The sequence below is a fragment of the Shewanella algicola genome (genome assembly GCF_014648035.1).
In the GTDB taxonomy this organism is placed as follows: domain Bacteria; phylum Pseudomonadota; class Gammaproteobacteria; order Enterobacterales; family Shewanellaceae; genus Shewanella; species Shewanella algicola.
This window is the reverse complement of sequence record NZ_BMQI01000015.1, coordinates 1-14,377: the sequence shown is the minus strand read 5'-3', so window position 1 is coordinate 14,377 and position 14,377 is coordinate 1. Positions and strand designations below refer to the sequence as shown.

At 42.1% G+C, this 14,377-nt stretch carries 16 protein-coding genes and 1 riboswitch; of the genes, 14 read left to right on the top strand and 2 right to left on the bottom strand.

The features are described 5' to 3' along the window. Positions 1 to 49: 49 nt before the first annotated feature. The gene (locus tag IEY42_RS08255; protein WP_188924817.1) at positions 50 to 1,807 is read right to left on the bottom strand and encodes a M61 family metallopeptidase; all 1,758 of its coding nucleotides are present in this window, start codon (positions 1,805 to 1,807) and stop codon (positions 50 to 52) included. Positions 1,808 to 2,009: 202 nt separating this feature from the next. On the opposite strand from IEY42_RS08255, the gene hinT reads away from it, so the two are divergent. From hinT to IEY42_RS08200, 11 genes are all read left to right on the top strand, one after another. Beyond that, positions 2,010 to 2,363, top strand: a complete 354-nt coding sequence (gene hinT / locus IEY42_RS08250; RefSeq protein ID WP_188920417.1) for a purine nucleoside phosphoramidase — start codon at positions 2,010 to 2,012, stop codon at positions 2,361 to 2,363. Further along, positions 2,363 to 2,875 carry a PaaI family thioesterase gene (locus tag IEY42_RS08245; protein ID WP_160056246.1) on the top strand — a complete coding sequence of 171 codons (513 nt, stop codon included), beginning with the start codon at positions 2,363 to 2,365 and terminating at the stop codon, positions 2,873 to 2,875. The genes hinT and IEY42_RS08245 overlap by 1 nt, the downstream gene beginning before the upstream one ends. After that, a complete protein-coding gene (locus IEY42_RS08240) occupies positions 2,868 to 3,335 on the top strand; it encodes a PaaI family thioesterase (protein WP_188924816.1) in 468 nt (155 codons plus the stop codon). The genes IEY42_RS08245 and IEY42_RS08240 overlap by 8 nt, the downstream gene beginning before the upstream one ends. 38 nt (positions 3,336 to 3,373) lie before the next feature. Beyond that, positions 3,374 to 3,766 (top strand): YcfL family putative periplasmic lipoprotein, encoded by a 393-nt coding sequence (locus tag IEY42_RS08235; protein ID WP_275974598.1) that lies wholly within the window; start codon positions 3,374 to 3,376, stop codon positions 3,764 to 3,766. A 147-nt stretch (positions 3,767 to 3,913) separates the two neighbouring features. Then, positions 3,914 to 4,020, top strand: a riboswitch (TPP riboswitch). Between the two features lie 57 nt (positions 4,021 to 4,077). After that, the gene (locus IEY42_RS08230) at positions 4,078 to 6,279 is read left to right on the top strand and encodes a TonB-dependent receptor (protein ID WP_188924815.1); all 2,202 of its coding nucleotides are present in this window, start codon (positions 4,078 to 4,080) and stop codon (positions 6,277 to 6,279) included. 49 nt (positions 6,280 to 6,328) lie between these two features. After that, on the top strand, positions 6,329 to 6,589 hold the full coding sequence (locus tag IEY42_RS08225; protein WP_188924814.1) for a hypothetical protein: 261 nt from the start codon (positions 6,329 to 6,331) through the stop codon (positions 6,587 to 6,589). Between the two features lie 5 nt (positions 6,590 to 6,594). Beyond that, positions 6,595 to 7,272, top strand: a complete 678-nt coding sequence (gene pnuC / locus IEY42_RS08220; protein ID WP_188924813.1) for a nicotinamide riboside transporter PnuC — start codon at positions 6,595 to 6,597, stop codon at positions 7,270 to 7,272. Positions 7,273 to 7,308: 36 nt separating this feature from the next. After that, positions 7,309 to 8,337: a phosphotransferase gene (locus IEY42_RS08215; protein WP_188924812.1), complete on the top strand. Its 1,029-nt coding sequence runs from the start codon at positions 7,309 to 7,311 to the stop codon at positions 8,335 to 8,337. 47 nt (positions 8,338 to 8,384) lie between these two features. Continuing rightward, positions 8,385 to 9,230, top strand: coding sequence for a DUF6279 family lipoprotein (locus IEY42_RS08210; protein WP_188924811.1), 846 nt, complete (start codon positions 8,385 to 8,387; stop codon positions 9,228 to 9,230). A 69-nt stretch (positions 9,231 to 9,299) separates the two neighbouring features. Next, positions 9,300 to 9,893, top strand: a complete 594-nt coding sequence (locus IEY42_RS08205; protein ID WP_188924810.1) for an HvfX family Cu-binding RiPP maturation protein — start codon at positions 9,300 to 9,302, stop codon at positions 9,891 to 9,893. Between the two features lie 100 nt (positions 9,894 to 9,993). After that, complete coding sequence (locus tag IEY42_RS08200) at positions 9,994 to 10,542, top strand: NAD(P)H nitroreductase (RefSeq protein ID WP_188924809.1); 549 nt, start codon at positions 9,994 to 9,996, stop codon at positions 10,540 to 10,542. Positions 10,543 to 10,875: 333 nt separating this feature from the next. On the opposite strand, the gene IEY42_RS08195 is transcribed toward IEY42_RS08200, so the two are convergent. After that, complete coding sequence (locus IEY42_RS08195) at positions 10,876 to 11,832, bottom strand: IS1595-like element ISSod11 family transposase (protein ID WP_188924808.1); 957 nt, start codon at positions 11,830 to 11,832, stop codon at positions 10,876 to 10,878. A 346-nt stretch (positions 11,833 to 12,178) separates the two neighbouring features. Here IEY42_RS08195 and IEY42_RS08190 point away from each other — a divergent pair, with 346 nt between their 5' ends. The 3 genes from IEY42_RS08190 (at position 12,179) to IEY42_RS08180 (ending at position 14,310) form a co-directional block, all read left to right on the top strand. Further along, the gene (locus tag IEY42_RS08190; RefSeq protein ID WP_137223003.1) at positions 12,179 to 12,484 is read left to right on the top strand and encodes a hypothetical protein; all 306 of its coding nucleotides are present in this window, start codon (positions 12,179 to 12,181) and stop codon (positions 12,482 to 12,484) included. Between the two features lie 98 nt (positions 12,485 to 12,582). After that, positions 12,583 to 13,173: a hypothetical protein gene (locus IEY42_RS08185; protein ID WP_188924807.1), complete on the top strand. Its 591-nt coding sequence runs from the start codon at positions 12,583 to 12,585 to the stop codon at positions 13,171 to 13,173. Positions 13,174 to 13,284: 111 nt separating this feature from the next. After that, positions 13,285 to 14,310, top strand: a complete 1,026-nt coding sequence (locus IEY42_RS08180) for a DUF2806 domain-containing protein (RefSeq protein ID WP_188924806.1) — start codon at positions 13,285 to 13,287, stop codon at positions 14,308 to 14,310. Positions 14,311 to 14,377: the final 67 nt, after the last annotated feature.

The following is a 14,377-nucleotide window of genomic DNA, read 5'->3' as shown; positions in this document are numbered from 1 at the left end:
TAATAAATGGGTATCAGTTGATACCCATTTTTGTGTCTGTTTGCCGTGATTAATTCAACCAAAGTACCGTTTTACTGGCATCGCTAATGGTTAATGAAATGGTGTCAGCAACAGCTTCGCGCACTGGCAACTGGCCTTGCATTAATTCATCGCGTCTAAACCAATGTAAATTAAGTTGTTGTCCTACGCTATAGCTTTGCAGTTGTTGCTCAAACTGGGCGTTGACTTGTAAATTATCAGCGGCAATCAGCAAATCTCCGGCGCTGAGGCCCGCTTGATGTGCAGGGCTGTTTTGGCTAACGGTTAACACTTTTAGGCCAAGTGATTCAGGCTTTGTTTTAGCGCCAAAGGCGATTTTATAGCCTTTAGCATCTCCGCCACCTAAATCTGCTGTACCTTCACTGGCACGCACTGTCATGCTAACACCGACCTGTTCAAGCAAGTTGCTTAGCGGTATGTCTTGGGTGTTGTCTAAATAAGCAAAAATATCATCACACGAGCGATTAAGCAGTTTTTCAACAATCTGTTGGTGGCTCATGTTATTGGTGCCAATTTGTGGTTGGCCATATTGTTGCCATAACGCGCGCATCACATCATCAAGGCTATGTTTGCCCTGGGTTTCTATGCGGATTGTTAGGTCTAAATACAACGCAAATAGTGCGCCTTTGGTGTAATAACTGACAATGGCGTTAGCCGCATTTTCATCTTGCTTGTAAAACTTGGTCCATGCATTGAAGCTCGATTGCTTAAGGGTTTGCTTAAAACGTCCTTCGCCGCGATACACTCGCGTCATGATTTGGCTAAGTAGGGTTAAATAGCCTTTTTCATCAATACACTTAGATTTAAAGGTAATTAAATCATCATAGTATGAGGTAATCCCTTCGTATGCCCATAACTGCTCAGTGTATGACTCTTGCGATAAATCAAATGGGGTAAACTCGGCCGGCTTAATCCGTTTGACGTTCCATGAATGGAAGTATTCGTGGCTGCAAAGTGACAAATAGGTGCGATAGCCTTTATCTACCGGCGCATCGAGTGACAAAGGTAGGTCATTGCGCGAGCACATTAAGGCGGTTGAGGCTTTATGTTCGAGTCCGCCAAAGCCGTTATCTAATACTGTGGTCATAAACACATAACGCTTAAACGGCGCTGGCGTGCCAAATAAGTTAATTTGATACTCGCAAATGGCTGTTAAATCCTTTGCCAGGCGAGCCATATTGGCGCGGTGTTTACCACTTAATACGATATCGTGTGGCACTCCAGCAGCATAAAAGGTTTCTATGCTGAGCTCGCCCATTTCAACGGGATGATCGATTAAGTCATCGTAGTTTGGCGCGTTAAAATCGCCAAAACCAAATTGTTCGCCAGCGGTTCTGTTCATGCTGGTGGCTAAAGTCCAGTGGCTTAACTCGGCTAAGGCGGGTTTAGCAATGGTGACCTGGTGCGGGTGTAACTCAAGCCCTTTAGCGGCTAAAAACACGCTACTGCCATTAAAGAAACCGTGGTTTGTATCAAGGTGGGCGGTACGTACCGATAGATCCCAGGCGTAAATTTGATAGCACAATACGATGTCGCTACCCTGGTTATTTACCTGCCAGGTTTGTTTATCTAACTGGGTGACAGTTAGTGCTTGTTGATTTTCTGTGGCATCAATTTCAATAATGTTTTTGGCAAAATCACGGATCATATAACTGCCAGGTAACCAAGCGGGTAAACAAAATACCTGTGATGGTGAGGCTTGGGTGACAGTGAGAGTGACTTCAAATAAGTGCGCTTTAGGATCGATCGCATGGATATGATAATGCATAAAGAATTCCAAATAGTAGAAGCGTTACAATCAAAAGGATTGAGCTATAATCGACAATGCTGCCAAAAATGACTCGGTTAAGCAAACGAATCCCATTTTCTGTAAAAGATAGCTGATTAATTGAGTTTTTTCTGGAGTCAGAGATCAAAGACTTGTTACTATTATCACTAGCAAAATGCTGTCATTCATTAAGGATCCTAAAATGGCCGAAGAAACCATATTCAGTAAAATTATTCGTCGTGAAATTCCAGCAGATATTTTATATCAAGATGAACTTGTCACTGCATTTCGCGATATCGCTCCTCAAGCACCCACTCATATTTTAATTATTCCTAACCATTTAATCGCCACGGCAAATGATGTTAAAGCATCTGATGAAAAAGCCTTAGGCCGAATGATGACCGTAGCGGCTAAATTAGCCGATGAAGCAGGTATTGCAGACGATGGTTATCGGTTAATTATGAACTGCAATAAACATGGTGGCCAAGAGGTGTATCATATTCATATGCATCTTTTAGGCGGTAAGCCATTAGGCCCAATGCTGAGCCGCGACTAATGAAAATTAACAGTGATTTTTTTCCGTTAACTGAAGTGGCTACGCGCTTTGTAAACCAGCTTGCTCAGTGTCGCCGCTTAGGGTTAAGTGTAAAAGAAGCCAGTGAACATCATGTATTAATTGAGTTGCCATACAGCCAAGACATTATTGGTTACCCTGATACGGGTGTGATCCATGGTGGGGTGATTACCACCCTCATCGACACCGCTTGCGGCACGGCAGTGGTGTGCGCCATTTTAAAAAAATATCAATCGCTTGAGTTGTCGCCAACATTAGACTTACGGGTCGATTACATGAAGCCAGCAGAGCCGCACAAACCGGTCTATGCCTTTGCAGAATGTTATCGTTTATCGTCAAGTGTTGCCTTTACCCGCGCGATTGCTTATCAAGAAAGTATTGATGAGCCGATTGCCCATGCGGTCGGTTCATTTATGCGTATTAGCCCTGAAATGGTTGGCGAAGAGTTTCGTCAGGCGTTAATGGGTAATTTGCCGGAGAGTCAGCATGACTGAGCCCACAACCCCAGAGGCATCAAGTGAGTTGGATGTTCAAGATGTGGTAAAGCGTGCCATTGAGTTAAATGATTACAGTTATTTGCTCGAAAAAGTGCCGTACTCACAATTTATTGGTATGTCTGTAGCCCGTTTTGGCGACGAAATGGTGTTTAGATTGCCCGCAAAAGATGACAATATCGGTAATCCTATTTTACCGGCTATTCATGGCGGGGTGATTGCAGGCTTTATGGAAATGTCGGCCATTGTGCAATTAATGGTGTTTATGCAAGCTAAAAAGGTGCCTAAAATTGTTGATTTTTCAATTGACTATTTACGTGCTGGCTTACATCAAGACTCGTTTGCAGAATGTAAAATTACCCGTCAAGGGCGCCGAGTGGCCAATGTCAGTATTAATTGTTGGCAAACTAACCGAAAACAATTGATCGCCACAGCTAGGGCCCACTTTTTGTTAGATTAAATCAGGCTATATGCCAAGTAACATTTAAGGAAAAGATTATGAAACTCGCATCGATTATCGTATTCACATCAACGTTGTTACTTGGCGCTTGTGCTCACAACACCGCGGGTATTGCCGTTGACTCTAATGGACAAGTTCGCGTTGATAGCAGCTCTTTTGCCAGTGATGTCAATGTCACCGATATTGCTTCCATTATGGTGGGCGACTTAGTTAAAGCCTCGGCGTTAATTCAAAGCAAGTCGAGTTATGACCAACGCGTGCAATACAAATTTACCTGGTTTGATGCCAACGGCTATACCATTGAAAATGAGGCAACGAGTTGGAAGTCGGTCAAATTACATGGCATGCAACAACTGCAAGTCAGTGCGGTAGCGCCTAATACTCAAGTCAGTCATTTTGAGATATATGTGCGCGAAACATACTCAGATTAATCGCTGCTGATAAGTGATAACGCAATACAGAGCAAGGCTTTGTTTGCTTAAATGCAACGAAACATACGGCTTGATATCAACAGGCTATTTTTGTGTTATCAAATTGTATGACGGATCGTGTAATCAGATTTTAGATAGTTTATACTCGTGGCCGCCAAGGGGTGTTCAGTAATGCTGAACTGAGATGTCGTTAAGACAAACCCTTAGAACCTGATCCGGCTTATACCGGCGTAGGAATGGGCCACACTATCTCTAAGTGCACCTCTTATTCGCTACTCTTGCCGGATCTCAAAATAACTATTTGAGGTCCTATGTTCACGAAAAATTCTACTGGGTTATCCCATACACCAATTGCCTTAGCGGTTATCGCTGCATTGAGTTCGCCTATTGTTATGGCTAAAACTGCTGATGTTGAGCAGGTCACGCCAGAATATGAAAAAATGGAAGTCATTGTTGTTAATGCTGATTTTAGTAATATCAGCCTTGATAAAATGCCATCAAGCGTCACGGTCATTGATGCGCAGCAATTAGAAGATGAAGGCTCACAACATTTTGAAGATGTGCTAAATTCTATCGCCAATTTTAACTGGTCAGGTGGCAGTTCACGTCCTAAGTATTTCCAAATTCGTGGTGTCGGCGAGCAAGAGCAATACCAAGGCGCGCCAAACTCATCAGTTGGCTTTGTGGTCGATGACATTGATTTATCAGGGCTTGGTATGGTGTCGAGCATGTATGATATGCAGCAAGTTGAAGTACTGCGTGGGCCACAAGGGACACAATACGGCGCCAATGCATTAGCTGGGTTAATTTATTTAAAAAGTAATGACCCGACAGACACTTTTGAGCACGGCGTTAAAGTCAGTGTGGGCGACGATGACCTACGCACTTTTTCAGGTTTTAGCTCAGGGCCACTAAACGACTCCGGTAAATTGCTGTATCGCGTCTCTGTTGAGCAACATAATCAAAATGGTTACCGAGATAATCTGTATCTAAATAGTGACGACACTAATCAACGTGACGAGCTAAGCGCCCGCGCTAAATTACGCTGGTATGCCACAGACGATTTACAAATTGATTTGACCTTATTACATGCTAACTTCGACAATGGTTATGATGCCTGGACATTAGACAACAACAGCAGTAATACCTTAACCGACCAACCGGGTATTGATGCGCAAGAAACCACTGGTGCTGGGCTTAAGTTTATTTATACTGGCGCGAAGGGATTTGACCTTACCTCGCTAACATCAATAGCACAAACAGACCATCACCATGCTTATGACGGTGACTGGGCCAACCCCGATTACTGGGCTAGCAAAGAATGTACAGAGTATGACGATGATTACAATGTCACAGGCAGCGAGCCATGCGTATACGATTACACTTGGGATAAAGAGGGCGATCGCCAAACGCTAACCCAAGAGTTTCGTTTATCGTCAAAAGATGCCGGGCGGATTTTTGCTGGCAGCACTGATTGGTTAGTTGGGGTGTATATGATGAACCTCAATGAAGATAACGACTTGTATTCAGAGTACAACACATGGCCAGATGAAGTGCTTAAGTCAAGTTATGAAGCTACAAATTATGCCGTTTTTGCTCAGTTAGACAGCCAATTAGGTCATGATTATTTGTTGTCTACCGGTTTGCGATTTGAACGCCGCGACAGTGAATACCGCGACAGTAATAACGATAATTTTGACCCGTCAGAAAACATGTGGGGTGGGCATATTGCGCTCTCTAAAGCCATTAATAATAACCATAACGCGTACGCACGCATTGCGCGAGGCTATAAAGCGGGTGGCTTTAATATGACGTTGCCGACAGAGTTGGCCAACAAAAAAGAGTTTGATACTGAGATTTTGTATAACTATGAAATCGGCATCAAATCAACATGGTTAGACGGTCAAATAGATTCTACGTTAGCCATATTCTTTATGGACCGTGAAGATCAGCAAGTGTCTGCGTCTTTACAAGACCCTGACAACCCACAACGATTTATTTTATTTACTGAAAATGCCGGTAGTTCGCAAAATTACGGTGCTGAGCTGGATGCTAAATGGTACTTAACCGAAAATATCGAGTTTTATGGCAGCGTAGGCTGGCTTGAGACCGAATATGGCCAATATGAATACAGTGATAAATACGGCTCGGTTGTGGACTTATCTGGCCGTGAATTAGCCCATTCACCGCAGTTTACCTACAGTGCCGGTATGACCTATGTTGCCGACTCAGGCTGGTTTGCTAACATCAATGCCAGTGGTAAAAGTGATTTTTATTACTCAGACAGCAATGAGTCAACATCAGATGCATACACCATTTATAATGCCCGCCTAGGTTACGAAACCGCAACATGGTCGGCTTATTTATGGGGCAGAAACTTATTTGATAAAGAATACGGTGTGCGCGGCTTCTATTTTGGTAACGAACCTGACCTAGATTGGGCCGACAAGCAATACATTCGCTATGGTGACCCACGCCAACTTGGTATTACGCTTGATTATAAATTTATGTAAGTTCAACCGCGGCATCACTCGGTGCCGCATACCTTTTAGGAAATGAACAATGAAATTAACTGCTGAAATTAGTATGTATCCATTCAACGAAAACTACCTTGACCCAATCAAGTGGTTTATTGGCCGTGTTGATAGCTATAACAATATTGAACGTGTCACCAACGCTATGGCAACACAAGTGTGTGGTGAATACGTTGATGTTATGTCAATGCTAGCCATTGAAATGCAAGCCGCTCACGAAAAGTGGGGCAAAGCCGTGTTTGTGTGCAAGTTTATTGGTGGCGAACTTAACCTAAGTCATAGCGAATAGCAGCCATGAATGACGTGATGTTAGCCATTCAACAAGCCTTTAACGAAGCGTCGGTCATGACATTTTGGGAGGCTATCGCGGTCATGCTTGCGTTGGCTTACCTTATTTTGGCAATGCGGACTAACATTTGGTGTTGGTCGGCCGCGTTTCTGAGCACTGCAATTTATACGGTATTGTTTTGGAATGTATCGCTACTCATGGAGTCGGTGCTCAATATTTATTACATGGGCATGGCCGTTTATGGCTATTGGCTGTGGTTGCATGTGCCGTCAGTGCAACAATCTCAACAACACAATGTCAGTTCTCAGCTTAACATCACCAGTTGGACTCTAAAGACTCATACCATCGTTATCGCGGTGACATCTTTAGTGTCTATTGTGGTGGGTTATGGTATGGCGAATTACACAGCTGCAGCATTTCCCTACATTGACGCCGCAACCACTTGTTTTGCGGTAATGACGACGTATTTAGTTGCCAAAAAGGTGCTCGAAAACTGGCTGTATTGGGTGGTCATCGATGTAGTCTCCATCTACCTTTATTTCCAAAAAGGGCTGATGTTGACCTCAGGTTTGTTTATTTTATATGTCGCAATGGCCATTGCCGGTTACATGATGTGGCGTAAAAAATATCAACACTCGGTTGTTGAACAAGATAAACTTTCTCAACAGGCGATTAGTGTATAATCACAGCATTATCAGATTGTTATAGCGGTAAAGTTTATGTCATCACCCTTACTCACGTTACCTTATGAGTTAATTAATATGTTGCAGCAGGCAATACCCGCAGCAACATATCACTCATTATTAACCCAATGCACTGCCGTTACCTTATTAAATACGGGCTTAAGTAATCAAAACTATTTGTTATCTTTCCCCTCGGGTGACAAGGTGTTGCGGGTCAATCAACGTCATAGTCATTGGTGTAATAGGGCGCTTGAGGTTGAATGTTGGCGATCTGCTATCGCGGCAAATATCGCGCCGAAACTCGAGTGGGTGAGTGACGACAAGCAATTTTATTTAAGTGAGTTTATCACTCAACCGCAAGGCGATTGGAGCCTGTTCTCATCCATGTTTGGCCATTCATCTACTCGTCCAATGACAGCGATGACTCATCTTAATGTGGATGCGGTTACTTTACTGGCGCAATTGTTTGCCTCGCTGAGTCAATTACCTGTACCGTCTAGGAGCATCACCGTTAGCGCGCAATGGCAACAGTATGCCGAACAACTTGCACAATACAGTACAGAGCAAACTCAGCTGCATTGGCAACAAGCATGGCAACAACTGCAACGATTAAATGCCCGCGTAAGGCATTGGTTATCACAACTAGAGTCGTGCGTGTTATTGCCTATGTTCTGTCATCGTGATTTAACACCACACAATTTACTCTTAAGCTCTTCGTTGAGCTTGCAAAATAATCCTGGCCATATTGGCCAAGCCAAATTGTATTGTATTGATTACGAGTATGCCGTTGCTAGCCACCCGTTATTTGATTTAGCCAGTGCCATAGCAACACATCAGTTAACAAATGAGCAAGTAAATCAATTGACCCACAAGGTTATTGTGCAATATTGTCAGATGGCGAGCTTAACAGACGTGGCAGCAGCCAAGGCGGCATTACCTGCTGCAATCAATTGCTTTTGGTTGTTTTCGGCGATGTGGGCGTTATTAATGGCGGCGCAAGATACTGAACAATCAACCCAATACATAGACTATTTTAATGATTATTTGGGCTATATTTCTGTTTAAGGTTCACTCTGCTATTAACTGGATTAGATTTTATTGAGGGATTCAATGTGACCAAAAAGCTGCTTTTAGTACTGCTGTGTTCGCTGTTTTTTGTGGGGTGTTCAACAAAAGTCAGTTACTTCTTCTTAGACTGGGCCATCGAATGGGAAGTCGAAGAATATGTTGATTTAAATAGTGCTCAACAAGATAAATTCGACGAGGTAATAGAACACTTTTTAGTGTGGCATAGAGAGGAAGAGCTACCACGCTATCGCGACCAGTTGCAGTTATTGTCAGCACAGGCCAAACAAAACACTTTAACGCCTGAGCTTTGGCAGCAACAAGTGACAATGGCTAAGTCTCATTGGTATCGTATCTTCAATTTTGTTATGCCAGAACTTTTGCCTATTATTGCCAGTTTTGATGATGACCAGGTACAACAAGTGCTTATTCAGCTTAAAAAAGAGCAGCAAGAGTTAGTTGATGAATATGCCGGTAAAGATCAGGCTGAGCTGGTAAAAGACTCAAATAAACGAATTGAAAAACAACTTAAAGAATGGACTGGCAACGTTAGCGAAGTACAAAAAAATATTATTCATCAAGCCACGACTGAGCGACTCGCCACACTTGATATGTGGTTAGAATATCGACATGAATGGCAGCGCCAATTTGAACAAGCTTTGCTACGTCGCAGTGAAACCGAATACTTTAGCACGCAAATGACTCGTTTAATGACCGCACCCGACGAACTTAAATCGCTCGTTTACCGCGACAAAGTTAATGAAAATACCCATAAGTTTGGCTCAATGCTTATTGCACTAAATCAAACATTTACTGATAAGCAACGCCAACACTTTGATAAAAAACTCACCGAGCTTGTTGACGATCTCACCGAGCTACACCTAGATAAATAACCCCAGTTTGAAATATTTTGCTGATTTAGCGGGTCTCTTAAGGCACGAGACAATCAAAATGGGATATATATGCAGGCGTTAATTGGGCTTTATCAAAAATTTCTACAAGTGGTTAAGCATTCAGAAGGCATAGCCGCTTTGGCGTTAAGGCTTTACCTTGCGCCGGTATTAATGCAAGCAGGCTATAATAAACTGTCTCATTTTGACGACACCGCTGCCTGGTTTGGTAACCCAGATTGGGGTTTAGGTTTACCCATGCCAGAGCTGATGACAGCATTAGCGGCAGGTACCGAGCTAATTGGCGGAGCATTATTACTGGTAGGTTTAGCCACTCGATTAGTCGCATTACCTATGATGATCACCATGCTAGTGGCAGCCTTTGCGGTGCATTTACCCAATGGTTGGCTTGCCATTGCCGATGCCAGTTCATGGCTTGCCAATGAAAACGTGATGGCATCTGCAGAAAAGTTAGCCGCGGCTAAATCTATATTACAACAACATGGTAATTACGAATGGCTGACCAGCTCAGGTAATTTTGTGATTTTAAATAATGGTATCGAATTCGCCATGACTTACTTATTTATGCTACTTGCCTTGCTGGTTATTGGCGGTGGACGCTACACCAGTGTCGACTATTTTATTAGCCGTCGCTTATTAAAGTAGTGCTGTTCACTCAGCAGATGAAACCCTCTTAATTAATCCCACCAAATTGGTGGGATTTTTGATAATATCAGCAACATAATTTATTCAGCAGGATAGTACCTTGGACGCTAAACAACTGTTATTGACTCGCCAATCAACACCACGCCTTGTGGCCCCAGCGCCTAACGATGAACAATTGACCTTTATACTCGATGCCGCAGCTAGAGTACCCGATCACGGCGCACTAACACCGTGGGAATTTATCATTGCCGTTGACGATGGCCTTGCTAAGTTAGCTGATATTTTTGTTGCAGCAGCAAAAGCACAAGGTGCAGATGACGCCATGATAACCAAAGCCGGTAATATGCCATATCGTGCGCCTATGGTGATAACCGTTGTGGCTAAAACGCAACAGCATGACAAAGTACCAGCCATAGAGCAGCACATTGCAGCAGGTTGCGCTACCATGGCCATGCAACAAGCCGCATTCGCTTTAGGTATTGGTGCTGTATGGCGTAGTGGTGATTTTGCCTTTAACGCTGATGTGAATGCCGCATTAGGATTAACTGAAGGTGATCAAATTGTGGGCTTCTTATATGTCGGCACCCCAGCAGTCGTCGCACCCACTAAACCGCTTAAAAGTGGCCAGCAATTTGCGCGTTATTTGTAAGCAACGTAAGGTTATAACCTTTCGGGGTTATGACCTTCGGTCATCTTCATGTTGATGCATGGCCTGTGGCCACTAACGTCGTGGCGCTTCACCGTTACCAGAGCAAAGGGTAAAATATTTGCACCCCTTGGAAACCCACAGTGCCCTAGACGAAAAATGATGAAAAACACATAATTTTCGATGGGGAACTATCCAGCTTTAACCTCATCTGTAACCGACTTACAAATGTCTGATAAATATCTAGTGTCAGCCATTTCTCCCACCTTTATGTAGTGTGTACTGTGTATAAAAAAGGGCTATCCACTTAGCACCACCAACCACTATATATTGTGGTTATCGATTTTTAATTGATTTGTACGTTATCGGCTTAGAACGCACTGCTTGCTCAAGCAATCTGTAGAATAATAATCCCCGTGAATCTGACTTTCTTCTGTTGAAGCGAAATGTAAACTCATCTAAATAATAATCAAGTTGCTTAGCCTTTACCGCACCTTGATACGTACCTAAAAGCCATCTTTTACATAATGATGAGACTCGATGAACCCCAGCCATTGTTTCATGTGCAGGTACAGATGAACCTAAATGCACTATCCGATTGTGCTTATATCCTTTTTTGTCTATTTGTTTGTATGCTTGAGAACCATCACTACAAATTGTGCTACCAGGTTCTATTACATCTTGAATGAATTGATGGATATGTTCTTTAGTTGCACTTTCTACTTGCCTTAAACGTATTCGCCCAAATCCAGAGGGTGATAGCAGCTCAACAGCCACCAAAACTACAGCTTTACGCTTACCTTGTTGATTTTTAATAGATGATTTTGGAATGACACCACCTATTAATGTTTCGTCAACCTCTACGATGCCGGACAGTTTATCTCTTTCAGGATCAACCATGGCATATCTTAACTTGTGCATTAAAGACCAAGCAGTTTGATAACTCCCAAGGCCTAATAGCCTTTGGATCCCAAGAGCGCTGACCCCATTCTTTTGATTTGTAATAAACCAGACAGCTGCAAACCAACTTTTCATGGGGGTTCTTGTTTTGTCAAAAAGTGTACTTGATGTTACTGAACACTGAGAACGGCAAGCATGACATTTTAACTTGCCATTACTTAACTGATAAGGTGATTGATAGCTCGAACAGCTTGGGCAAATGAATCCGTTTGGCCAACGAAGTGCATAAAGGTAGCTGGTGCAAGATTGTTCATCATGAAACCAATCAACAAATTCGTCCCAATTTGTAGGGTAATCGACGCCAGCTTTTAATAGATACGATGAAGTTTTCATTACTACATATTGACACTGGTGGCGCTAAATGGATAGCCCTTGTATAAAACCAGTTGTAATGTTTTTTGGCGTGTTTTTAGTTTAATCGGCTAATAAGTAAACTAAAGTACTACTATTAATAAATCGATAGTTCTGTAATACATTGAAATTGATGTGTTTTTAGTTTTTGTCGAATATTGAGTCCACTTTTAACGCGCAAGCCCGCTTTTATTTGTCAGTGAAGTTAAATAAAACGGCTTTACATCAATAAGATACTAAATGTAGGATGATATTAATCAATAAGTTAAAGGGCCGACATTATCGGGCGAGCCCTTCAATAAGCTGTTAAAAGTCATTAGAGGTAAGCATGGAAGTTGAAGTCACTGAAGAATATGAAGAGCTAGCTACTGAGTGGCAATATCAGGTTATATTGCTTCTAAAGGAGAAACTTAAAAAGAATGGAATTACCGATGACGTAGCAAAAGAAATTATTGGGGACTTCACCTTTGATCTCTCGATGTTACACGATCAAGGCGAAATTAAGGTTGATGGTAAATCTTTCAATCCTAGAATTAGCTTTGATGACTTCTCGGGTAAATTGATTACGTCTGATGAAGAAACAAATTTACATGAATACGCTTTTGGAAGTACTAGCGAAGCATTCGGCGACTAAACAACTTTTAACAAGGCGCTCAAGCTTTGGACGCAGTAAACTGCGCCGCTTAGCTTGGCGTTATGTTTAAAACCATCAATATCGTACGGTGAACTTGAATGGAAGATCAGCTCGACAAACAAATAGATATGATTTTAAAAGCTGAGCTTATATACATCGAAAAGAATGCCCTATCGATTCTTCAGCCTCAGTCAGATGAGGCCAAAGAACTTCACGTGCTGTATTGTTCTTCCATAGAAAATGATCAGTACCACAATCATAATATTGGCTCACTAAGTCTTGGGGAAATCGAAAAATACTCTCTAAAAGAAGTAGATATCCCAACATTTAACCAATTTGTGTATAAGAGGTTAACTGAGCATGGATACAATAAAAGTAGATTCAATCAGATAATATTAAACACTCGTGACCGGTTTCAAGAAACAGATCAATATGATCCTCGTTATGATAAATTTGCTAATGATCTAAGGTCGGTGTGTGAGTCTGGATATGCAATAGCTGAAAAGCTAGTATCAAATGAGTTAAGTTTGGCAAGTAATGAGCTAGCGGAGCTTAAGCAACGGTTCTCTCGTTATTGGCCTGAAATAAGCAACCCGTTTGAGGCAAAGCCAGGTTTTTTTGGGTTTTCGATTGATTTATTCAAATTGCTAAAAATATTTAGAGACTATGTGTCTTCAAAAAAAACATAACAAAACGGTCAATGGCGCCTACGGCTGGACAACTTTAAGCGCTGCTTCGCAGCAAAGTTGCCCATTACCTCAGCGTTATAGCCTCATCAAGATCGAAGCAATGGAGAGAATATGTTAGGAGAAAAGCTTCTAATTAAGCTTTGGGAAACTTTAGCTAAGGACGGCATAGGATCTTTGGCTTCTCCGTGGCAAATTAAAAGAGAAGGAAAAGCTCATGCCGAAGTAAGGCGGGACGAAATGCTAATGCTTGCTCAGGCCGAAGTAGAAGCTGAACAAATTAAGCTTGGTAAAAAGAAACTACTAGATGATGGGCGATTAATAGAACTTGGTGGCCCTAAAAATGAAGAAGATCACTCTGTTGATTACCTTGGAAGACTAGAGCCAACTATTAGCCTCGATAGTTTTTCTGAGAAAATCGAGCAACAAAGAAAAGCTGAAGAAATACAGCAAGAAATCAATATAAACAAAACAATTGGTTTGGCGGAGGAAGAGCTACTCCGTTCTCAACAAGAACCATCTGAGAAAGAAGTTGATTCAGACTGGCTATCAAGATGGCGGGATCATGCTAAATCCACAAATAGTGAAGAGCTTCGTCAGATCTGGGCTCGGACTTTAGCAGGTGAAGTAAAATCTCCTGGTTCATATTCATTAAGAACTCTTGAGTTTATAAAGAACTTATCTCAAGAAGAAGCCATGGCAATATCAAAACTAGGTCAATTCGCTGTTGGTCGGTCAATCTTTAAGTGCCCTCAGCTTGAAAAGCAAGGAATAGATTTTAACTTCCTTCTTCAAATGGATGATCTGGGTATTGTTAATGGAGTTCAAGGTGGTCAGGTGAGCGGCCTAAAGCTAACGTTCAATAGCAGAGAGGCTGACAAATTTTCAAATGTATTGGTAAACCGAAACCAGATACTACTAATTGAAGCGGAAGATCCTAATAAAAAGTTAGCACTTGGCTGTTATCAAATATCAAAAATTGGAGCTGAAGTACTTTCTCTTGGTGACTTTAATGCAAACGAAAATTACATGAGAGAACTAGGTGAAGAAATCAAAAAGAAAGGCTTTGACGTTAAGATTGCGCTCTGGGTTCAAACTCATGCAGAATATGGTAATTACTTCAATGCTCAGCCAATATAAAGCTATAACACATATGAGCCTTCCGTCAGTCAATAGGCGAGCTTAACTTATTTGACGCTTTTGCAGT